General features: G+C 57.0%; 32 protein-coding genes. 31 read left to right on the top strand and 1 reads right to left on the bottom strand.

What is annotated here, in order from left to right:
• Positions 1-201 precede the first annotated feature (201 nt).
• The 30 genes from rplC (at position 202) to GTP69_RS13685 (ending at position 17,887) form a co-directional block, all read left to right on the top strand.
• Positions 202-858: a 50S ribosomal protein L3 gene (rplC, locus tag GTP69_RS13830; protein WP_110846388.1), complete on the top strand. Its 657-nt coding sequence runs from the start codon at positions 202-204 to the stop codon at positions 856-858.
• Positions 859-861: 3 nt separating this feature from the next.
• Positions 862-1,482: a 50S ribosomal protein L4 gene (gene rplD / locus GTP69_RS13825; protein ID WP_090192447.1), complete on the top strand. Its 621-nt coding sequence runs from the start codon at positions 862-864 to the stop codon at positions 1,480-1,482.
• Positions 1,479-1,793, top strand: coding sequence for a 50S ribosomal protein L23 (rplW, locus tag GTP69_RS13820; protein ID WP_110846389.1), 315 nt, complete (start codon positions 1,479-1,481; stop codon positions 1,791-1,793). Before rplD ends, rplW begins: the two co-directional genes overlap by 4 nt.
• The gene (rplB, locus tag GTP69_RS13815; protein WP_161055426.1) at positions 1,793-2,623 is read left to right on the top strand and encodes a 50S ribosomal protein L2; all 831 of its coding nucleotides are present in this window, start codon (positions 1,793-1,795) and stop codon (positions 2,621-2,623) included. Before rplW ends, rplB begins: the two co-directional genes overlap by 1 nt.
• A gap of 9 nt (positions 2,624-2,632) precedes the next feature.
• Positions 2,633-2,908 (top strand): 30S ribosomal protein S19, encoded by a 276-nt coding sequence (gene rpsS, locus GTP69_RS13810; RefSeq protein ID WP_050409767.1) that lies wholly within the window; start codon positions 2,633-2,635, stop codon positions 2,906-2,908.
• Positions 2,905-3,237 (top strand): 50S ribosomal protein L22, encoded by a 333-nt coding sequence (rplV, locus tag GTP69_RS13805; RefSeq protein ID WP_174864456.1) that lies wholly within the window; start codon positions 2,905-2,907, stop codon positions 3,235-3,237. The genes rpsS and rplV overlap by 4 nt, the downstream gene beginning before the upstream one ends.
• Positions 3,238-3,246: 9 nt before the next feature.
• The gene (gene rpsC / locus GTP69_RS13800; RefSeq protein WP_110846391.1) at positions 3,247-4,026 is read left to right on the top strand and encodes a 30S ribosomal protein S3; all 780 of its coding nucleotides are present in this window, start codon (positions 3,247-3,249) and stop codon (positions 4,024-4,026) included.
• 2 nt (positions 4,027-4,028) lie between these two features.
• Complete coding sequence (gene rplP / locus GTP69_RS13795; RefSeq protein ID WP_090192443.1) at positions 4,029-4,448, top strand: 50S ribosomal protein L16; 420 nt, start codon at positions 4,029-4,031, stop codon at positions 4,446-4,448.
• Between the two features lie 12 nt (positions 4,449-4,460).
• Positions 4,461-4,652: a 50S ribosomal protein L29 gene (rpmC, locus tag GTP69_RS13790; RefSeq protein WP_092280170.1), complete on the top strand. Its 192-nt coding sequence runs from the start codon at positions 4,461-4,463 to the stop codon at positions 4,650-4,652.
• Positions 4,649-4,915, top strand: a complete 267-nt coding sequence (gene rpsQ, locus GTP69_RS13785; protein WP_055937633.1) for a 30S ribosomal protein S17 — start codon at positions 4,649-4,651, stop codon at positions 4,913-4,915. The genes rpmC and rpsQ overlap by 4 nt, the downstream gene beginning before the upstream one ends.
• 267 nt (positions 4,916-5,182) lie before the next feature.
• On the top strand, positions 5,183-5,551 hold the full coding sequence (gene rplN, locus GTP69_RS13780) for a 50S ribosomal protein L14 (protein WP_008444317.1): 369 nt from the start codon (positions 5,183-5,185) through the stop codon (positions 5,549-5,551).
• Between the two features lie 10 nt (positions 5,552-5,561).
• Positions 5,562-5,876 (top strand): 50S ribosomal protein L24, encoded by a 315-nt coding sequence (gene rplX / locus GTP69_RS13775; RefSeq protein WP_056151015.1) that lies wholly within the window; start codon positions 5,562-5,564, stop codon positions 5,874-5,876.
• A gap of 6 nt (positions 5,877-5,882) precedes the next feature.
• On the top strand, positions 5,883-6,422 hold the full coding sequence (gene rplE / locus GTP69_RS13770) for a 50S ribosomal protein L5 (protein ID WP_019923483.1): 540 nt from the start codon (positions 5,883-5,885) through the stop codon (positions 6,420-6,422).
• Positions 6,423-6,428: 6 nt separating this feature from the next.
• On the top strand, positions 6,429-6,734 hold the full coding sequence (gene rpsN, locus GTP69_RS13765) for a 30S ribosomal protein S14 (protein WP_161055425.1): 306 nt from the start codon (positions 6,429-6,431) through the stop codon (positions 6,732-6,734).
• Between the two features lie 14 nt (positions 6,735-6,748).
• Entirely contained in the window at positions 6,749-7,144 is a 396-nt protein-coding gene (gene rpsH, locus GTP69_RS13760; RefSeq protein WP_110846393.1) for a 30S ribosomal protein S8, read from the top strand.
• Between the two features lie 10 nt (positions 7,145-7,154).
• The gene (rplF, locus tag GTP69_RS13755; RefSeq protein ID WP_110846394.1) at positions 7,155-7,688 is read left to right on the top strand and encodes a 50S ribosomal protein L6; all 534 of its coding nucleotides are present in this window, start codon (positions 7,155-7,157) and stop codon (positions 7,686-7,688) included.
• Positions 7,689-7,701: 13 nt separating this feature from the next.
• Positions 7,702-8,064, top strand: coding sequence for a 50S ribosomal protein L18 (rplR, locus tag GTP69_RS13750; protein ID WP_161055424.1), 363 nt, complete (start codon positions 7,702-7,704; stop codon positions 8,062-8,064).
• 9 nt (positions 8,065-8,073) lie between these two features.
• Entirely contained in the window at positions 8,074-8,592 is a 519-nt protein-coding gene (gene rpsE, locus GTP69_RS13745) for a 30S ribosomal protein S5 (RefSeq protein ID WP_072786822.1), read from the top strand.
• A gap of 10 nt (positions 8,593-8,602) precedes the next feature.
• Complete coding sequence (gene rpmD, locus GTP69_RS13740) at positions 8,603-8,785, top strand: 50S ribosomal protein L30 (protein ID WP_110846687.1); 183 nt, start codon at positions 8,603-8,605, stop codon at positions 8,783-8,785.
• A 27-nt stretch (positions 8,786-8,812) separates the two neighbouring features.
• Positions 8,813-9,244 carry a 50S ribosomal protein L15 gene (gene rplO / locus GTP69_RS13735; RefSeq protein ID WP_072786824.1) on the top strand — a complete coding sequence of 144 codons (432 nt, stop codon included), beginning with the start codon at positions 8,813-8,815 and terminating at the stop codon, positions 9,242-9,244.
• 30 nt (positions 9,245-9,274) lie between these two features.
• The gene (gene secY, locus GTP69_RS13730) at positions 9,275-10,609 is read left to right on the top strand and encodes a preprotein translocase subunit SecY (RefSeq protein WP_110846396.1); all 1,335 of its coding nucleotides are present in this window, start codon (positions 9,275-9,277) and stop codon (positions 10,607-10,609) included.
• Positions 10,610-10,630: 21 nt separating this feature from the next.
• Complete coding sequence (gene infA / locus GTP69_RS13725) at positions 10,631-10,849, top strand: translation initiation factor IF-1 (protein ID WP_005663428.1); 219 nt, start codon at positions 10,631-10,633, stop codon at positions 10,847-10,849.
• A gap of 34 nt (positions 10,850-10,883) precedes the next feature.
• Positions 10,884-10,997 (top strand): 50S ribosomal protein L36, encoded by a 114-nt coding sequence (gene rpmJ / locus GTP69_RS13720; RefSeq protein WP_005663407.1) that lies wholly within the window; start codon positions 10,884-10,886, stop codon positions 10,995-10,997.
• Between the two features lie 27 nt (positions 10,998-11,024).
• A complete protein-coding gene (gene rpsM / locus GTP69_RS13715; RefSeq protein ID WP_090192434.1) occupies positions 11,025-11,390 on the top strand; it encodes a 30S ribosomal protein S13 in 366 nt (121 codons plus the stop codon).
• A gap of 14 nt (positions 11,391-11,404) precedes the next feature.
• Entirely contained in the window at positions 11,405-11,809 is a 405-nt protein-coding gene (gene rpsK, locus GTP69_RS13710) for a 30S ribosomal protein S11 (protein WP_072786827.1), read from the top strand.
• Between the two features lie 190 nt (positions 11,810-11,999).
• Positions 12,000-12,623 (top strand): 30S ribosomal protein S4, encoded by a 624-nt coding sequence (gene rpsD / locus GTP69_RS13705; protein WP_110846397.1) that lies wholly within the window; start codon positions 12,000-12,002, stop codon positions 12,621-12,623.
• Positions 12,624-12,733: 110 nt separating this feature from the next.
• Positions 12,734-13,711 (top strand): DNA-directed RNA polymerase subunit alpha, encoded by a 978-nt coding sequence (locus tag GTP69_RS13700; RefSeq protein WP_026637581.1) that lies wholly within the window; start codon positions 12,734-12,736, stop codon positions 13,709-13,711.
• 184 nt (positions 13,712-13,895) lie between these two features.
• Positions 13,896-14,291: a 50S ribosomal protein L17 gene (rplQ, locus tag GTP69_RS13695; RefSeq protein WP_110846398.1), complete on the top strand. Its 396-nt coding sequence runs from the start codon at positions 13,896-13,898 to the stop codon at positions 14,289-14,291.
• Between the two features lie 137 nt (positions 14,292-14,428).
• Positions 14,429-16,597: a TonB-dependent siderophore receptor gene (locus tag GTP69_RS13690; protein ID WP_161055423.1), complete on the top strand. Its 2,169-nt coding sequence runs from the start codon at positions 14,429-14,431 to the stop codon at positions 16,595-16,597.
• A 36-nt stretch (positions 16,598-16,633) separates the two neighbouring features.
• Positions 16,634-17,887: a PepSY-associated TM helix domain-containing protein gene (locus GTP69_RS13685; protein ID WP_229260937.1), complete on the top strand. Its 1,254-nt coding sequence runs from the start codon at positions 16,634-16,636 to the stop codon at positions 17,885-17,887.
• A gap of 50 nt (positions 17,888-17,937) precedes the next feature.
• Here the strand turns inward: GTP69_RS13685 and GTP69_RS13680 are convergent, their stop codons facing one another.
• Complete coding sequence (locus GTP69_RS13680) at positions 17,938-19,605, bottom strand: M20/M25/M40 family metallo-hydrolase (protein ID WP_229260936.1); 1,668 nt, start codon at positions 19,603-19,605, stop codon at positions 17,938-17,940.
• Between the two features lie 122 nt (positions 19,606-19,727).
• Between GTP69_RS13680 and GTP69_RS13675 the strand changes: the two genes are divergently transcribed.
• On the top strand, positions 19,728-20,238 hold a 511-nt coding region (locus tag GTP69_RS13675), incomplete at its 3' end, for a protein-disulfide reductase DsbD N-terminal domain-containing protein (protein WP_202424415.1).

Genomic DNA, 20,238 nt, shown 5'->3' with positions numbered 1-20,238 from the left:
CAGCCCGCATGGGACCGTGATTTGGACGGCGCGCGCGGCGGCTCGCAAAAAACTGACATACCTCGTACTAAGTTGTTGCGTCAACCCCCAAATCACGCTACACTAGCCGGCTTCGGTATGGATTCGACTTTTTATTGGTCCGTACTAATTTTAGTAGTTCAACATATCCCCGCCCAATCGTAGGTGGGAATTGGAGAAAAAATGAGCCTTGGCCTCCTCGGTCGCAAGGTTGGTATGATGCGCATCTTCACCGATGACGGGGACTCGATCCCAGTCACCGTTGTTGACGTATCGAACAACCGTGTTGCGCAAATCAAAACCCCTGAAACTGATGGTTATACCGCGGTTCAGGTCGCATATGGTCAACGTCGCGCCTCCCGCGTGACCAAAGCTGTTGCGGGTCACCACGCTAAAGCGGGTGTTGAAGCTGGTACTCTGTTGAAAGAGTTCCGCGTTGACGCTGCTAAAGCCGCCGAACTGAAAGCTGGCGAAGTTGTCGCCGTTTCGCTGTTCGAAGTTGGTCAAAAAGTCGACGTTCAAGGTGTGTCGATTGGTAAAGGCTATGCCGGTACCATCAAGCGTCACAACTTTGCTTCGGGCCGTGCTACCCACGGTAACTCGCGTTCGCACAACGTTCCAGGTTCGATTGGTATGGCGCAAGATCCAGGCCGCGTGTTCCCTGGTAAACGCATGACCGGTCACATGGGTGATGTCACCACGACCGTGCAGAACCTCGAAATCGCCCGTATCGATGCCGACCGCCAGCTGCTGCTGGTCAAAGGTGCGATCCCTGGCGCCAAAAACGGCCAGGTTGTGGTTTCGCCTGCTGTCAAAGTTAAAGCAAAGAAGGGAGCTTAAACGATGGAACTCAAGCTCTTGAACGCCCAAGGTCAAGCCGCCTCTAACGTAGCTGCCGCCGATACCGTCTTCGGCCGTGACTACAACGAAGCCCTGATCCACCAGATCGTCGTTGCTTACCAAGCCAATGCTCGCAGCGGCAACCGTAAACAAAAAGACCGTGAAGAAGTCCACCACACGACCAAGAAGCCATGGCGCCAAAAAGGTACCGGCCGTGCTCGTGCTGGTATGTCGTCGTCGCCACTGTGGCGCGGCGGTGGTCGCATCTTCCCGAACTCGCCTGACGAGAACTTCACCCACAAAGTGAACAAGAAGATGTACCGCGCTGGTATCTGCTCGATCCTGTCGCAACTGGCCCGCGAAGAGCGCCTGGTTGTGGTTGAAGATTTCGCGATCGAAGCACCAAAAACCAAGCTGCTGTCGCAAAAGCTGACCGGCATGGGCTTTGATTCGGTACTGATCATCACCGATGTTGCCAACGAAAACCTGGAACTGGCTTCGCGCAATCTGCCGAACGTCCTGGTGGTTGAGCCACGTCACGCAGATCCAATGTCCCTGGTGTTCTACAAGAAGATCGTGGTCACCAAAGCTGCATTGGCCAAGATTGAGGAGATGCTGGCATGAGCGCATTGAAATTTAGCGAAGAACGCCTGCTGAAGGTACTGGTTGCTCCAGTGATTTCCGAGAAGGCCACCATGGTCGCGGAAAAGAACGAGCAGATCGTGTTCCGTGTTACCACCGACGCGACCAAGCCAGAAATCAAGGCTGCCGTTGAACTGCTGTTTAAAGTCGAAGTGGCGTCGGTGCAAACCGTCAACCGCGAAGGCAAACAAAAGCGTTCGGGCGCCCACATCGGCCGCCGCAACCACACCAAGCGTGCTTTCGTGTGCCTGAAGCCAGGCCAGGAAATCAATTTCACCGAGGAGGCTAAATAATGGCACTCGTTAAGATGAAGCCAACCTCCCCAGGCCGTCGCGGCATGGTGAAAGTTGTGAACTCCGACCTGTTCAAAGGTCGTCCGTTCGCAGCCCTGGTTGAGAAAAAATCGAAAACTGCTGGCCGTAACAACAACGGTCACATCACCACCCGTCACATCGGTGGTGGTCACAAGCAGCACTACCGCGTGATCGACTTCAAGCGTAACAGCAAGGATGGCATCCCGGCGAAAGTGGAGCGTATCGAATACGATCCAAACCGCACCGCGCACATCGCGCTGCTGTGCTACGCCGATGGCGCCCGTACCTACATCATCGCCACCAAAGGCATGGCTGTGGGCGACGCGGTGATGACCGGTTCGGAAGCGCCGATCAAGTCGGGCAACTGCCTGCCGATCCGCAACATCCCAGTCGGCACCGTCATGAACTGCGTCGAAATGCTGCCAGGTAAGGGTGCCCAAATGGCCCGTACCGCCGGCGCCGGCGTCGTGCTGATGGCCCGTGAAGGTACCTACGCGCAAGTGCGTCTGCGTTCGGGTGAAGTCCGTCGCGTGCACATCGAGTGCCGTGCTACCGTTGGCGAAGTCGGCAATGCCGAACACAGCCTGCGTAAAATCGGTAAAGCTGGTGCGATGCGCTGGCGCGGTGTTCGTCCTACCGTTCGCGGTGTGGTCATGAACCCGGTCGATCACCCGCACGGTGGTGGTGAAGGTAAAACCGCAGCTGGTCGTCACCCTGTTTCGCCATGGGGCCAACAGACCAAGGGTAAGAAGACTCGCAGCAACAAGCGTACTTCTTCGATGATCGTCTCGCGCCGCGGCAAGAAATAAGGATAAATCATGACTCGTTCATTGAAAAAAGGGCCGTTCTGTGACGCCCACCTGGTGAAAAAAGTCGAAGCCGCGCAAGCGACCAAAGACAAAAAGCCAATCAAAACCTGGTCCCGTCGCTCGACCATCATGCCTGACTTCATCGGCCTGACGATCGCTGTGCACAACGGCAAGCTGCACGTGCCAGTGTATGTCTCCGAGAACATGGTTGGTCACAAGCTCGGCGAATTCGCGCTGACCCGCACGTTCAAAGGCCATGCCGCTGACAAGAAGGCGAAGAAATAATGGAAACCAAAGCTATCCTCAAAGGCGTGCGCCTGTCGGACCAAAAGGGCCGCCTGGTTGCTGACCTGATCCGTGGCAAAAAAGTTGACGCTGCGCTGAACATTCTGCAGTTCAGCCCGAAAAAAGGCGCCACCATCATCAAGAAAGTGCTGGAGTCGGCTATCGCCAACGCCGAGCACAACGATGGTGCCGACATCGACGAACTGTTCGTGAAAACGATCTACGTTGAAAAGGGTCCGATCCTGAAGCGCTTCACCGCGCGTGCAAAAGGTCGTGGCGATCGTATCTCGAAACAATCGTGTCACATTTATGTGACCGTAGGCAACTAAGGAGCCAAGATGGGTCAGAAAATTCATCCAACTGGTTTCCGCCTGGCGGTTACCCGTAACTGGGCTTCGCGTTGGTATGCTGGCAATGGCAACTTTGCCGCCATGCTGAACGAAGACTTGAAAGCACGTGCTTACCTGAAAACCAAGCTGAAGAACGCTTCGGTCGGCCGCATCGTGATCGAGCGTCCAGCCAAGAACGCGCGTTTCACCATCTACAGCTCGCGTCCAGGTGTGGTTATCGGTAAAAAAGGCGAAGACATCGAAGTACTGAAGTCGGCGCTGGCGAAGATCATGGGCGTGCCAGTGCACGTCAATATCGAAGAAATCCGCAAGCCGGAAATCGATTCGCAACTGATCGCTGATTCGATCGCGCAACAGCTGGAAAAACGCATCATGTTCCGCCGCGCCATGAAACGCGCGATGCAGAACGCCATGCGTCTGGGCGCCCTGGGCATCAAGATCATGTCCTCGGGTCGTCTGAACGGCATCGAGATCGCCCGTACCGAATGGTATCGCGAAGGCCGTGTGCCACTGCACACCCTGCGCGCTGACATCGACTACGGCACTTCGGAAGCTTCGACCACCTACGGCATTATCGGTGTCAAGGTGTGGGTATACAAAGGTGACCGCGCGCCAAACGGCGATGCACCAGTCATCGATACCCCGCCGGACGAGAAAAAGCCACGTGGCCCACGTCGTGAAGACGGCAAACCAGCTGGCCGTCCGCGTCCAGCCGGTGCTGGTGGCGCCCGCCGCGCTGCCAAGCCAGCCGAGAAAGCAGGAGAATAATCATGCTGCAACCAGCACGCAGAAAGTATCGTAAAGAGCAGAAAGGCCGTAACACCGGCATTTCGCACAGCGCCGGCACCAATGTGTCGTTCGGCGAATTCGGTCTGAAGGCAGTGGCCCGTGGTCGTATCACGGCCCGCCAAATCGAGGCAGCACGTCGCGCCATGACCCGTCACATCAAACGTGGCGGTCGTATCTGGATCCGCGTGTTCCCGGACAAACCGATCTCGAACAAGCCGGCCGAAGTCCGTATGGGTAACGGTAAAGGTAATCCAGAGTACTACGTCGCTGAAATCCGTCCGGGCAAAGTCCTGTACGAAATGGACGGCGTAGGCGAAGAACTGGCGCGCGAAGCATTCCGCCTGGCCGCTGCCAAACTGCCACTGGCGACCACGTTTGTGGTCCGTCAAGTTGGTCAATAACAGGAGTGAAATATGAAAGCATCTGAACTCCGCGGCAAAGACCAGGTAGCTCTGCAAAAAGAGCTGAATGACCTGTTGAAGGCACAATTCGGCCTGCGTATGCAAACCGCGACGCAACAGCTGAGCAACACTTCGCAGCTCAAAAAGGTACGTCGCGATATCGCACGCGTAAAAACGGTATTGAACACGAAGGAAGCAAAATGACCGAGCAAGTAAAGCTGAAGCGTACGCTGATCGGTAAAGTTGTGTCCGACAAGATGGACAAGACCGTTACCGTTCTGATCGAACGTCACGTGAAACACCCTCTGTATGGCAAGATCATCGTCCGTTCGGCAAAGTACCACGCCCACGACGAGACCAACCAGGTGAAAGCCGGTGACACGGTGGAAATCGTGGAAGGTCGTCCGATCTCCAAAACGAAGGCATGGACCGTGACCCGTGTGGTGCAAGCCGCACAAATCGTTTAATTGAAGCCGACGCCGCCAAAACCGTGGTTTTGGCGGTGTTTTTCAATTAGTTCTTGCAAGCCCGCGAGTTGTATGTAATACTCGTGGGCTTCGTTCATGTAACGCCGCAAAGTGTCTGGCCACAGACGCTGAACCGTGCGGTCAGTATGCAGTACGAAGGTCAAGCACCCAAGCAGTGAGGCCAGCAGGTCTCATTGGCGGGACCAAGACTGACCGTTAGGTCCGCATTGTGTGGATTCTTCGGCTTAAGTTGGGAAAGAGAATATTATGATTCAAACTGAAAGCCGGCTCGAAGTAGCCGACAACACCGGTGCCAAGGAAGTCATGTGCATCAAGGTGTTGGGCGGTTCCAAGCGCCGTTATGCTGGCATTGGCGACGTGATCAAAGTAACCGTTAAGGTTGCTGCGCCACGCGGCCGTGTCAAAAAAGGTGAAATTTATAACGCCGTGGTAGTGCGCACCGCTAAAGGTGTACGCCGCCAAGACGGTTCCCTGGTGAAGTTCGACGGCAATGCCGCCGTTCTGTTGAACGCCAAGCTGGAACCGATCGGTACCCGTATCTTCGGACCAGTGACGCGCGAGCTGCGCACTGAAAAGTTCATGAAGATCGTGTCCCTGGCACCTGAAGTACTGTAAGGAGTCAGCAATGGATAAGATTCGTAAAAACGACGAAGTCATCGTTCTGGCCGGTAAAGACAAGGGCAAACGCGGTGTCGTTTCGCGTCGCGTAGACGCAGAACACGTTGTGGTTGAAGGCGTCAACGTTGCTAAAAAAGCGACCAAGCCGAACCCAATGACTGGCGTTCAAGGTGGTATCGTCGACAAGACTATGCCGATTCACGTGTCCAACGTTGCATTGTTCAATGCAGCGACTGGCAAGGCAGACCGGGTAGGTTTCAAAGATGTCGACGGCAAAAAAGTCCGCGTCTTCAAATCGTCCGGCGAAGTAGTGAAGGCTTAAGAAATCATGGCACGTCTCCAAGAGTTCTATAAAGAAAAAGTCGTCGCTGACCTGACCGAGAAATTCGGTTACAAGTCGGTGATGGAAGTACCACGTCTGACCAAGATCACCCTGAACATGGGTGTGGGTGAAGCGATTGCTGACAAGAAAGTGCTGGAGCACGCTGTCGGCGACCTGACCAAGATCGCCGGTCAGAAACCAGTGACCACCAAATCGCGTAAGGCAATTGCGGGCTTCAAGATCCGTGAAGGCTACCCGATCGGTACCATGGTCACCCTGCGTGGCGCCCGCATGTACGAGTTCCTCGACCGCTTCATCACCGTGGCCCTGCCGCGCGTGCGTGACTTCCGCGGTGTGAATGGCCGCTCGTTCGATGGTCGTGGCAACTACAACATCGGTGTGAAAGAGCAGATCATCTTCCCGGAAATCGAGTACGACAAGATCGATGCGCTGCGTGGTATGAACATTTCGATCACCACCACCGCTAAGACCGACGACGAAGCGAAAGCTCTGCTCGCCGCCTTCAAATTCCCGTTCAGGAACTAAGAGATCATGGCAAAACTCGCACTGATTAACCGTGAAGCAAAACGCGTAGCCCTGGCGACTAAATTCGCCGGCAAACGCGCTGCGCTCAAGGCCATCATCGATGACCAGTCGAAATCGGAAGAAGAACGTTACGAAGCGCGCCTGAAACTGCAAGCGCTGCCACGTAACTCGGCTCCGACCCGCCAGCGTAACCGCTGCGCGATCACTGGTCGTCCACGCGGCACCTTCCGTAAATTCGGTCTGGGCCGTATCAAGCTCCGTGAATTCGCCATGCGTGGTGAGATTCCGGGTATGACTAAAGCTAGCTGGTAATAGGAGAATAAGCAATGAGTATGAGCGATCCTATCGCCGATATGCTGACCCGCATTCGTAACGCCCAGGGCGTGCAAAAAACGACCGTGGCCATGCCATCGTCGAAAGTCAAAATTGCGATTGCCAACGTCCTCAAGGACGAGGGTTACATTGAAGATTTCGCAGTCGCTGTAGATGGCGGCAAGTCGGAACTGAAAATCGGTTTGAAATATTATGTCGGCCGTCCCGTCATCGAGCGCCTGGAGCGCGTGTCCCGTCCGGGTCTGCGCGTCTACAAAGGCAAAGACGAGATCCCTTCGGTAATGAATGGTCTGGGTGTGGCGATTGTATCGACCCCACAAGGCGTCATGACCGACCGTAAAGCACGCGCAACCGGTGTCGGCGGCGAAGTGATTTGCTACGTGGCCTAAGGAGTAAGACATGTCCCGAGTAGCTAAAATGCCAATCGCTGTGCCAGCTGGCGCTGATGTCGCCATCTCCGCACAAGCGATCACCGTCAAGGGCCCGCTGGGCGTCCTGACCCAGAACCTGAATGGCCTGGTTAAAGTAGAAAACAACGCTGGTACCCTGAGCTTTGAGCCGTCGAATGACAGCCGCGAAGCCAACGCCATGTCCGGTACGCTGCGCGCACTGGTCAACAACATGGTGAACGGTGTGACCAAGGGCTTCGAGAAAAAGCTGAACCTGGTTGGCGTGGGCTACAAAGCCCAAGCCGCTGGCGACAAGCTGAACCTGTCGCTGGGTTTCTCGCACCCGGTCGTGCACGCCATGCCAGAAGGCGTGACCGTGACCACCGCCACCCCGACCGAGATCGTCATCAAAGGCATCGATCGTCAAAAGGTGGGTCAGGTTGCTGCAGAAGTTCGTGCTTACCGCGCTCCGGAGCCTTACAAAGGCAAGGGCGTCCGTTATTCGGACGAAGTGGTTAAGATCAAAGAAACTAAGAAGAAGTAATTAGGGGCTGACGATGGATAAAAAAGAATCTCGTCTGCGTCGCGGACGTCAAACCCGGATCAAGATTGCGCAACTGAAAGTGAACCGCCTGTCGGTTCACCGCACTAACCTGCACATCTACGCAAGCCTGATCAGCCCGGAAGCCAAAGTACTGGTTTCGGCATCGACCGTTGAAGCGGAAGTACGCGCTGAACTGGCCGGCCAATCGGGCAAGGGCGGCAACGCCGCTGCCGCCGCACTGGTGGGCAAGCGCGTAGCAGAAAAAGCACTGAAAGCCGGTATCACCGAAGTCGCCTTCGACCGTTCCGGTTTCCGTTATCACGGCCGTGTGAAGGCGCTGGCAGAAGCCGCGCGTGAAGCCGGTCTGAAGTTCTAAGGAACGATCATGGCAAAAATGCAAGCAAAAATGGCAAGCGACAAGCCGGACGACGGCATGCGCGAAAAAATGATCGCGATCAACCGCGTGACCAAAGTGGTCAAGGGTGGTCGTATCATGGGCTTCGCCGCGCTGACCGTAGTAGGTGACGGCGATGGCCGCATCGGCATGGGTAAGGGCAAGTCGAAAGAGGTACCGGTTGGTGTGCAGAAGGCAATGGAAGAAGCCCGTCGCAACCTGATCAAAGTACCACTGAAAAACGGCACGCTGCACCACACCGTCCTGGGTCGCCACGGCGCCTCGAAAGTAATGATGTCGCCTGCGAAACCAGGTACCGGCGTCATTGCGGGCGGCGCGATGCGCGCAATCTTCGAAGTCATGGGTGTTACCGACGTGGTCGCGAAATCGACCGGTTCGAGCAACCCGTACAACCTGGTTCGCGCCACGCTGGACGGCCTGGCTAAACTGAGCACTCCTGCTGACATCGCTGCGAAACGCGGCAAGTCGGTAGAAGAGATCCTGGGTTAAGGTGAACGACATGACTACGAAAACCGTCAAAGTACAACTGGTCAAGGGCCTGATTGGCACTCGTCAAGATCACCGTGCCACCGTTCGCGGTCTGGGCCTGCGTCGCGTCAACTCGGTTTCCGAGCTGCAAGACACCCCATCCGTACGCGGCATGATCAACAAAGTGTCGTATCTCGTTAAAGTAGTTGCGTAAGCCCTTGGGCTTACTCACGGAGAAATCATGGAACTGAATACCATTCAACCAGCCGATGGCGCTAAGCACTACAAGCGTCGCGTCGGCCGCGGTATCGGCTCTGGCCTGGGTAAAACCGCAGGTCGTGGCCACAAGGGTCAGAAATCGCGTTCGGGCGGCTTCCACAAAGTCGGCTTCGAAGGCGGTCAGATGCCTCTGCAACGTCGTCTGCCTAAGCGCGGTTTCAAGTCGCTCAACGCCACCTTCAAAGCTGAAGTGCGTCTGTCCGACCTGAACCACCTGGCCGTTGGCGATGTCGACATCCTGGTGCTGAAACAAGCTGGCGTACTGAGCGTGCTGGCACGTGATGTACGCGTCATTCTGTCCGGCGAGATCACCAAAGCGGTGAACCTCAAAGGCCTGAAAGTGACCGCTGGCGCGAAAGCCGCCATCGAAGCAGCCGGCGGCTCGGTAGCCTGAGCCCCGCGAACAGCTTGATCGGAGCGAAAATTGGCGACTAATCCACAATTGGCTAAAAGTGCAGCAGCTGGTTTCCCTTGGGGCCGGCTCTGGTTCCTGCTTGGCGCATTGGTGGTTTATCGTATCGGCGCTCACATCCCGGTTCCCGGGATCGATCCGGTACAATTAGCCGCGCTGTTCAAGTCGCAAGAGGGCGGCATCCTGGGCATGTTGAACATGTTCAGCGGTGGCGCTCTGGCGCGCTTTACGGTGTTTGCGCTGGGTATCACGCCGTACATCTCGGCCTCGATCATCATGCAGTTGGTGTCGATCGTCTCGCCGCAGATGGAAGCGTTGAAGAAGGAAGGCGAAGCTGGCCGACGCAAGATCACCCAGTACACCCGGTATTTCACGGTGTTGCTGGCGGGGTTCCAGGCGTTGGGCATTGCGGTTGCCTTGGAGTCGCAAGCTGGTCTGGTGCTGGATCCAGGCTATGCATTCCGTTTCGTGACGGTCGTTACGCTGTTGACCGGCACCATGTTCGTGATGTGGTTGGGCGAGCAAATTACCGAGCGTGGTCTCGGTAATGGCATCTCGATCATCATTTTCGCAGGTATCGCGGCCGGTCTGCCGGGCGCACTGGGTGGCCTCGGCCAGTCGGTGAGCAACGGTTCGATCGGTGCCTTGTCGGCGATCATCATCATGATCCTGGTGGTGGCGGTGACGTTCCTCGTGGTGTTTGTGGAACGTGGCCAACGCAAGATTCTGGTCAACTATGCGAAACGCCAGGTGGGTAACAAGATTTACGGTGGACAAACGTCGCACCTGCCATTGAAGTTGAATATGGCCGGCGTGATCCCACCGATCTTCGCTTCGTCGATTATCTTGTTCCCGGCAACGATCGTGGGCTGGTTTACCACGGGCGCCGATACGGCCAACCCGGCGGTCCGGTTCCTGAAAGATTTGGCAGCATCGATGGGGCCAGGCGAGCCCATCCACGCACTGTTGTACGCCATTGCGATCGTGTTTTTCTGTTTCTTCTATACAGCGCTGGTCTTCAACAGCAAGGAAACAGCGGATAACTTGAAGAAGAGCGGGGCCTTTGTGCCAGGGATTCGTCCCGGTGAGCAGACTGCCCGTTACATCGACAAGATCCTGACGCGATTGACACTGGCTGGCGCCATCTACATCACTTTGGTGTGTTTGTTGCCGGAATTCATGCAAGCCGAGTGGAAAGTACCATTCTATTTTGGCGGTACTTCGTTGTTGATTATTGTGGTTGTTACCATGGATTTCATGGCGCAAGTACAAAACTACGTGATGTCGCAGCAATATGAATCGCTGCTGCGCAAAGCAAACTTCAAAGGCGGAATTCCGACGCGATAAGCGCGGTTTCAAACATACCGAATGGCAAAAGACGACGTCATACAGATGCAGGGCGAGATCCTAGAAAATCTCCCTAATGCAACATTTCGAGTAAAGCTGGAAAACGGGCACGTGGTGCTGGGGCATATTTCAGGTAAAATGCGGATGAACTATATCCGCATCCTGCCTGGCGATAAGGTGACGGTCGAACTGACACCTTACGACCTGTCCCGCGCCCGCATCGTGTTCCGGACCAAGTAAATTTAGATAATCGAACCTTAGAAGAGAGTTCATAATGAAAGTTAACGCCTCAGTCAAGCGGATCTGCCGCAACTGCAAGATCATCAAGCGCAAAGGCGTTGTTCGCGTAATCTGCGTCGAACCACGTCATAAACAGCGTCAAGGTTAATAACCGTTATTTATCGAGGAATAACGAATGGCACGTATTGCAGGGGTTAATATCCCAAATCACCAGCACACCGTTATCGGCCTGACGGCCATCTACGGTGTAGGCCGCCCACGCGCGAAGTTCATCTGCGCGCAAACGGGTATCGCGACCAATAAAAAGGTCAAGGATCTGGACGACAGCGAACTGGAAAAGCTGCGCGATGAAGTAGGTAAATTCATCGTCGAAGGCGATCTGCGTCGCGAACTGTCCATGAACATCAAGCGTTTGATGGATCTGGGTTGCTACCGTGGTATGCGTCACCGTAAGGGCCTGCCGGTCCGCGGTCAACGCACCCGCACCAATGCACGTACCCGCAAGGGCCCGCGCAAAGCCGCTCAATCGCTCAAGAAATAATCTAGGGAAATCACATGGCTAAGCAACAAAGCAGCGCAGCAGCAGCGCGCGTACGCAAGAAGGTCAAGAAGAACGTCGCGGAAGGTATCGCGCACGTTCACGCTTCCTTCAACAATACCATCATCACCATCACCGACCGTCAGGGCAATGCGCTGTCGTGGGCGACCTCCGGTGGTGCTGGCTTCAAGGGTTCGCGTAAATCGACCCCGTTCGCAGCGCAGGTTGCTGCTGAAGCCGCTGGTAAAGTCGCGATCGAATGCGGCGTGAAGAACCTGGAAGTGCGTATCAAGGGCCCAGGCCCAGGCCGTGAATCGGCTGTGCGCGCGCTGAACAACCTGGGCATCAAGATCACCGAGATCCAGGACGTGACGCCAGTGCCACACAACGGCTGCCGCCCTCCAAAGCGTCGTCGTATCTAATGGCCTAGCCGACCTGGTCGGCTACGCTGTTACACAATTCAGCTGGTGCAGGCAACCGGTAACGGTTATACTGCCCGGCTATTGTCGTCTGCCGCTTGCGGCGGACTTAAGCCACGTCTGGCTCACCCGCAGACCAGACTAGCGTTCAGCCCGTGCGGTTGGAACGTCATTATTTAAAAAAGGAAATACCGTGGCACGTTATATCGGACCTAAAGCAAAACTGTCCCGCCGTGAAGGCACTGATCTGTTCCTGAAGAGCGCACGTCGCTCGCTGGACAGCAAATGCAAACTGGATGTCAAACCAGGTCAGCACGGCGTTAAGTCGGGCGCTCGCACCTCGGACTACGGCAACCAGCTGCGCGAAAAACAAAAAGTTAAACGTATGTACGGCGTGCTGGAACGTCAGTTCCGTCGCTACTTCGCAGAAGCCGACCGCCGCAAAGGCAACACCGGCGAAACCCTGCTGAAGCTGCTGGAAGCCCGTCTGGACAACGTCGCATACCGCATGGGCTTCGGCTCGACCCGCGCTGAAGCACGTCAGCTGGTATCCCACAAAGCGTTCACCGTGAACGGCCAAGTGGTGAACATCGCTTCGTACTCGGTCAAAGTTGGCGACGTCGTTGCTGTGCGCGAAAAAGCCAAGAAACAAGTGCGTATCGTTGAAGCGCTGTCGCTGGCTGAACAAGTCGGCATGCCAGCCTGGGTTTCGGTTGACGCCAAGAAAATGGAAGGCACCTTCAAGTCCCTGCCAGAGCGTAACGAAATCGCTAACGACGTCAACGAATCGCTGATCGTCGAGCTGTACTCGCGTTAATCTGTAGCCCAAGTAGCACCAAAACCCGCCCGCTTATTCAAGCGGGCGTTTTCACTAATGCCATCAGCCTTATCGGCTTAACGCGCCGAGGGTATTGAAAAGGACATTTCATGCAAAACAGTTTGTTGAAACCACGTATTATCGATGTAGAAGCGCTGGGCGCCGGTCACGCTAAAGTTGTGATGGAGCCATTCGAACGCGGCTACGGCCACACCCTGGGCAACGCGCTGCGTCGCGTGCTGTTGTCGTCGATGGTGGGCTACGCGCCGACCGAAGTGACCATCGCTGGCGTGGTGCACGAGTACTCGTCGCTGGACGGCGTGCAAGAAGACGTGGTTGACCTGCTGCTGAACCTGAAGGGCGTTGTGTTCAAAGTGCACAACCGTGACTCCGTCACCCTGACCCTGAAGAAAGAAGGCGAAGGCGCCGTGCTGGCTTCGGACATCGATCTGCCACACGATGTGGAACTGATCAACCCGGACCACGTGATTGCGCACCTGACCGCCGGCGGCAAACTGGACATGCAGATCAAGGTCGAAAAAGGCCGTGGCTATGTGCCTGGTAACGTCCGTCGCCTGTCGGAAGACACCAACAAGACCATCGGCCGCATCATTCTGGACGCGTCGTTCTCGCCAGTGCGCCGTGTGTCGTACTTCGTGGAATCGGCCCGTGTGGAACAGCGTACCGACCTGGACAAGCTGATCATCAACATCGAAACCAACGGCGTGATTTCGCCGGAAGAAGCGATCCGTCAATCGGCCCGCGTGCTGGTCGATCAACTGAACGTGTTTGCTGCCCTGGAAGGCACCGAAGCTGCTGCTGAAGCACCTTCGCGCGCACCGCTGGTCGATCCGATCCTGCTGCGTCCAGTGGACGATCTGGAACTGACCGTGCGTTCGGCCAACTGCCTGAAAGCCGAAAACATCTACTACATCGGCGACCTGATCCAGCGTTCGGAAAACGAACTGCTGAAGACCCCGAATCTGGGTCGCAAGTCGCTGAACGAGATCAAGGAAGTCCTGGCTTCCCGTGGTCTGACCCTGGGCATGAAGCTGGAAAACTGGCCGCCTGCTGGTCTGGAAAAATAACAAGCTACCAAATTGCGTGACAGTGCTGGACATCGCTCCGCGATGTTCTGCCCTGGCACCAACTGATTAGCGTTTTGCAGCACCACCCAGCACGTGTTGTGCCGGGTGTAAATCACTAAAACCGGTCCGCGCTCATGTGAGCGATCGAAGAACTCGGATTTAAACATCATCGAAAGGAAGTACCATGCGTCACCGTCACGGCCTCCGTAAACTGAACCGTACCTCGTCCCACCGTCTGGCAATGCTGCGCAACATGACCGTTTCCCTGCTGCGTCATGAAGCCATCAAAACCACGCTGCCAAAAGCTAAAGAGCTGCGCCGCGTTGTTGAGCCAATCCTGACCCTGGGCAAGACCGACACCCTGGCTAACAAGCGTCTGGCATTTGCCCGTCTGCGCGACCGCGAAATCGTAGGCAAACTGTTCTCGGAACTGGGCCCACGTTACGCTGCACGTAACGGCGGCTACCTGCGCATCCTGAAAATGGGTTTCCGCGTTGGCGACAACGCTCCAATGGCTTACGTTGAGCTGCTGGACCGTCCAGAAGTCACCGCGATCGAAGACGCACCAACCGCTGAGTAATCCGCCGGTTGCAAGTAAGACTGAAAAGCCAGGCTCTGCCTGGCTTTTTTTTCGTCCTTTTACATCCCAAACGGTTGACTTTGAAATGAGAATCGTTATCATTCCTGTTTCGATAAAAATGTCAAAACGGGGAAGTGATGGATAAGCAATTCAAGATGAAGCGTCTGGCGGTACTGGTCGGCCTGGCCCTGCCGCTGCTGGCGCAGGCGCAAGCGGGTGGCGACGACGGCGCGGCCGTGATGCCGACCGTGCAGGTATCGTCGCAAAAGCTCGGCGACACCTCGTACACCGTCGGCAAGGCCAAGGGCGGCACGCCGCTCGACCTGTCGCTGCGCGACACGCCGCAATCGGTCAGCGTGGTGACCCAGCAGCGCATCGAAGACCAGGGCTTGCAGACCGTCACCGACGTGGTCAACAACGTGGTCGGCATCTCGGTCAACCAGTATGAAACCAACCGCGCCGGCTTCACCGCGCGCGGCTTCGACATCGATAACCTGCAGATCGACGGCGTGCCGACCACCTGGGAGCAATCGTGGTCCTCGGGCGAAGTCGCCAGCAGCCTGGCCATCTACGACCGCGTGGAAGTGGTGCGCGGCGCCACCGGCCTGATGACCGGCGCCGGCAATCCATCGGCCGCCATCAACCTGGTGCGCAAGCGCGCCACCTCGAAGGAACTGACCGGTTCGGCCGAGATCGGCATCGGCAACTGGAGCGCCCGCCGCGCCCAGGCCGACGTCTCGACCCCGCTGACCCAGGACGGTTCGGTGCGCGCCCGCGTGGTGGGCGAGTACACCGACGCCGACAGCTGGGTCGACCTGCTGAGCAACAAGAGCAAGACCATCTACGCCACCGTGGAAGCCGATCTGACCCCGTTCACCGTGCTGGACGTCGGCTTCAGCCGCCAGGAAAACAACGTCAAGGGGCCGATGTGGGGCGGCCTGTCGTACTGGTACACCAACGGCAACCAGACCAACTGGGACGTCTCCAAGACCGCAGCGGCCGGCTGGACCCGTTGGGACAACTCGTACAACAACGCCTTTGCCAATCTGCGCCACACCTTCGACAACGGCTGGAAACTGGAGGCCAGCGTTACGCGCGGCGACCGCCGTGGCGATTCGCAGCTGCTGTACCTGTACGGCTACCCTGACGCCACCAACGGCACCGGCCTGTTCCCGTTTGCCGGCGCCTACCTGACCCGCACCAAGCAGACCAACGCCAACCTGCAGCTCTCCGGCGCGTTTGAGCTGGCCGGCCGCAAGCATGAAGCGGCATTCGGCTATATGTACTCCAAGGCCGACTTCACTTCGGACCGCCGGCCGGAAGGCACCCTGGCCGACCTCGGCAACTACAACAACTGGAACGGCGCCGCCTATCCGGAGCCGACCTGGGGCGCCGCCACGTTCTATGAACAAAGCGTGACCAAGCAGGAAGCCTTGTACGGCGTGGCGCGCTTCTCGCTGGCCGATCCGCTGAAACTGATCGTCGGCGCCCGCGTGACCAACTACAAGAAAACCGGCCAGCTGGTCGACAGCGCCGCGTATGAAGTGAAGAACGACAACGAGATCACGCCATATGCCGGCCTGGTCTACGACATCGACAATACCTACTCGCTGTACGCCAGCTACACCAGCATCTTCCAGCCGCAGAATTACAAGGACCGCAGTGGCCGGACGCTGGACCCGATTCGTGGCAAGGCCGCCGAAACCGGCATCAAGGGCGAATTCCTGGATGGCCGCGTGAACGCCTCGCTGGCCGTGTTCCACATCAAGCAGGATAATCTGGCGCAGGCTGACGGCTTGGCCCCGGCAACGGGTGGCGGTGTACCTCAGCCGGTCTATGTGGGCGCGGACGGCGCCACCAGCCGTGGCGTGGAGATGGAAGTCAACGGCGAACTGACGCGCGGCTGGAACGCCAGCGCCGGTTACAGCATCTTCCGCGCCAAAGACGCCACCGGCGCCGACTTCAACAGCATCTACCCGCGCAAACTGTTCCGCGTGTTCACCACCTACAACCTGCCGGGCGAATTGAGCAAGCTGACCGTCGGCGGCGGCGTCAACTATGAAGGCCGCACCTACACCGTCGATCCGGGCGCGCCTGGCTTCGCCACCAATGGCGGCGTAATCCAGCAGGATGCCTTCACGCTGGTCAACCTGATGGCGCGGTATGACATCAGCAAAAACCTGTCGGCCCAGCTGAACGTCAACAACGTCACCGACAAAAAGCACTTCGGCATGTTTGCCGCGTACGGCGCCATCACCTACGCCGCACCGCGCACCACGTCGCTGACCTTGAAATACAAGTTCTAATCTTGTCAGCCGGGGCCTTCGCGGTCCCGGTTTTTTATGGGGATCGCCATCATGCGAGGCTTTTGGACCTTAGTACACCGATATGCCGGCCTGCTCACAGCGGGCTTTTTGTTTATTAGCGGCTTCACCGGCGCCATCATTTCGTGGGATCACGAGCTGGACGACCTGCTCAATCCGCACCTGATGGAAGCCCATACGCCCGGCACGCCGCAATCTGCGCTGGCCCTGGCGCAGCAAGTCGAGGCGCGTTATCCGCAGATCCAGGTCTCCTTCATGCCGATACAGGTGGAGAAGGGCGAGGCGATTGCGTTTGGCGTGTCGCCGCGCGTGGACCCGGTAACGCAGAAACTCTACCAGCCGGGCTTTAATCAAGTGTTTGTGGATCCGGTCAGCGGCGCTGAATTGGGCAAGCGGGAATGGGGCGCGGTCTGGCCGATTACCAAGGAGACTTTCGTTTCCTTCTTATATCGCCTGCATTACACGCTGCATATTCCGGAAATGTGGGGCATCGACCGCTGGGGTTTATGGCTGATGGGCGGCATCGCCATGATTTGGGTGGTGGATAGTTTTGTCGGTTTCTATCTGACCTTGCCATTGCGTCGCCAGAATGCCGCCAAATCCTGGGGCCAACGCTGGAAACCGGCCTGGAAAATCCGCTGGAAAGGCGGCAACAATAAACTGAATTTCGATCTGCATCGCGCCTTCAGTTTATGGACATGGGCGTTGTTGATTATTCTGTCTTTCACCGCATTTTCGCTGAATCTGTACAGCGAAATATTTTATCCAGTGATGAGTAAGATATCGAAAGTTACGCCAACGCCGTTTGATACGCGTCCCATGGCCGATATTCACAAGCCATTTACGCCAAAAGTCGAATATGCAGCAGTTATTGAAACGGCGGCGAAAGAGGCGAAACAGCGTAATTGGTCGGAACCGGTAGGCAGCGTGTTTTATACCAATGCATTCGATGTCTACGGCGTCAGCTTTTATAAACCGGGCGACGATCACGGTTCCGGTGGCGTAGGTCCGGCGTATTTATATTATGACGGCGCCGGCAAGCTGCTGGGCGAGCGTCTGCCATGGAAAGGCACGGCGGCGGATATTTTCGTTCAGGCGCAATTCCCGCTGCACTCCGGCCGCATCCTCGGCCTGCCGGGCCGCATCCTGATTTCCTTCATGGGGATCGTGGTGGCGATGCTGAGCGTGACCGGGGTCATCATCTGGTGGCGAAAACGCGTGTCCCGCGCTGTGACGGCGGAGCGCCGCAGCGGTGATCTTGTCGAGGCCTGACGCTTGATCATGCCGGAAATTGGCATGATCAAGTCAGTTTCCGGCGTGAACTACTTCAAACGGCGATCGCCGGCGGCCTTGAATTCGGAGTCGGCATTCCAGGTTGGCGTGGCGCCCTGGGCGATTGCCAGGCCGACCTGGAACAGTAACTGGATATCCTGCACGCCGCCGCTAAAGTCCCAATCGTTACGCACGCCGTCCGTTACCTGATGATAGTCGTGCGTGACATAGTTATTCACGACTTTCGTCGCGTAATCAGCTGGCTTATTCAAATAGCCGCTGCGCGCTTTGGTATAGAGAACCGGCACGCCGGCACGGGCGAATTCCAGCTGGTCGGCGCGATAAAAGCTGCCTAACTCCGCACGCGAATCTTTTTCCACTACACGGTTTTGAGTTTTTGCATATTGCTCCAGCAATCCATCAATGCTGGAATGGCCGGACGTGACATTTTCAATTTGCCCCGTTTTCCCCCACGCATTGATGCCATCAATATTAATATTGGCGACCGTATTTTTTAATGGATACAGCGGATTGCTGGCGTAATATTTCGCGCCGAGTAAACCACGCTCTTCTGCGGTGGTGGCAATAAACAGAATCGAACGTTTCGGCGCTTCCGGCAGCGCTTTATATGCTTTGGCTAATTCCAATAAGGCTGCTACGCCGGAAGCATTATCCAGTGCGCCGTAATAGATTTTTCCGGTAGCTGCATCAACACCCAAATGATCCCAGTGCGCGCTATAAACGACATATTCGTCTTTCAGCTTGGGATCGCTGCCTTCAATTTTCGCCACCACATTATTGGAGGTAATCGTGCGGGAGCTGTTTTCGATATGAAAATCGGCGGTGGCTTTCAGACTGACCGGGTGGAAGTCTTTGGTAATCGCCTGTTTTTTCAGCGCGTCGAAATCGTAGCCGCCGGCGGCCATCAGCGCCTTGGCCTTGTCCAGCTGGATCCAGCCAGGTACCGGCGGTGCGTCAGGATCGTCGCCTTCCCGCAGCAGGCTGAACTGCTCTGCATTGCCGCCGCTGCGCACCACGTCCCACGGATAAGCGGCCGGGATTGTTTCATGAATGATAATCGCGGCGGCCGCGCCCAGCTTGGCGGCGATCTCGTATTTGTAGGTCCAGCGGCCGTAATAGGTCATGGCCTTGCCCTTGAACATATTCGGGTCCAACTCGGCCGGATTGTTAGGATCGGGAATGGCCGGGTCATTGATCAGCATCAGGATGGTCTTGCCGCGCACGTCCACGCCCTTGTAATCGTCCCAGCCGTATTCCGGCGCCTGCACGCCGTAGCCGACAAAGACGATTTCCGAATTGTTGACGTTGACCATGGCCGGCTGGCTGGTTGAATGCGCAACATAGTCGTTGGGGAAATTCAGCGCGACTTTGCGGCCGTTGACGGTGTAGCTGAAGCTGGGCGACGGCTTCTGGCCGCGCATCGGCACGGCTTGCACCCAGCTGCCGTCCGGATTGCCGGCTTGCAGACCCAGCCTGCGGAACTCGCTCTGAATGTAGGCGACAGAATTCGCTTCGCCCGGCGTGCCGGGCGCGCGGCCTTCAAATTCCTCGGAGGCCAAAGTACGGATGTGGGCCAGCAGGTCTTGCTCGGTAATGGCGTTCAGGGCCTGGGCCGGGGCTTGCGCCAGTGCGGGCAGGGCGCTCATGGCGAGCGCGGACCACAACAAGGGGCGGAGAGGGGACATGAAGAACTCCAATGCGTAGGGGAAAGAGCTAGTTTCGCATAGAGCAATGTTTTAAGGCCGCATTCAGGCGTGAAAAACGTCATCGGTGTACTATGCTGTTGCTCCAATGAACAGTGCCCCTGAGAGAAGGTTTTATGTCCCGTTTTGTCCGCTTTGTCGCGCCCCTTCTGGCGCTGATCGCGCTGCTGATGCAGCCTGCCCGTGCCGAAGACTTCCTCGATCCGTCGGAGGCGTTCAAGTTTTCTGCGCGCATGGTGGACGGGCATACCGTTGCGGTGACTTTCCAGATTGCCGACGGCTATTACATGTATCGCGAGCGTTTCAAGTTCAGCGCCGCCGGCGCGCAGCTTGGCGCGCCGCAGATCCCACCTGGCAAAGTGCACTATGACGAGACGTTTGCCAAGGACGTGGAGACGTATCGCAAGAGTGTGACCATCACCATTCCGGTCAACGCCAGCGGCGCGTTCACGCTGCTGGCCGGCGGCCAGGGATGCTCGGAAAAAGGGCTGTGCTATGCGCCGCAGGATTACAAGGCTGCGCTGACCGGCAGCGGTTCGGTACCGTTGCCGGCCGCGGCCGCGCCAGCCACGCCAGCCGCCACATCGGCAGCAACCCCGGCAGCAGCGCCGGCCAGTGCGGCCACGC

The sequence above is a fragment of the Duganella levis genome (genome assembly GCF_009857605.1).
GTDB lineage: Bacteria > Pseudomonadota > Gammaproteobacteria > Burkholderiales > Burkholderiaceae_D > Rugamonas > Rugamonas levis.
Note: the sequence above shows the minus strand (reverse complement) of the source record. Positions and strands in the feature narration are given on the sequence as shown.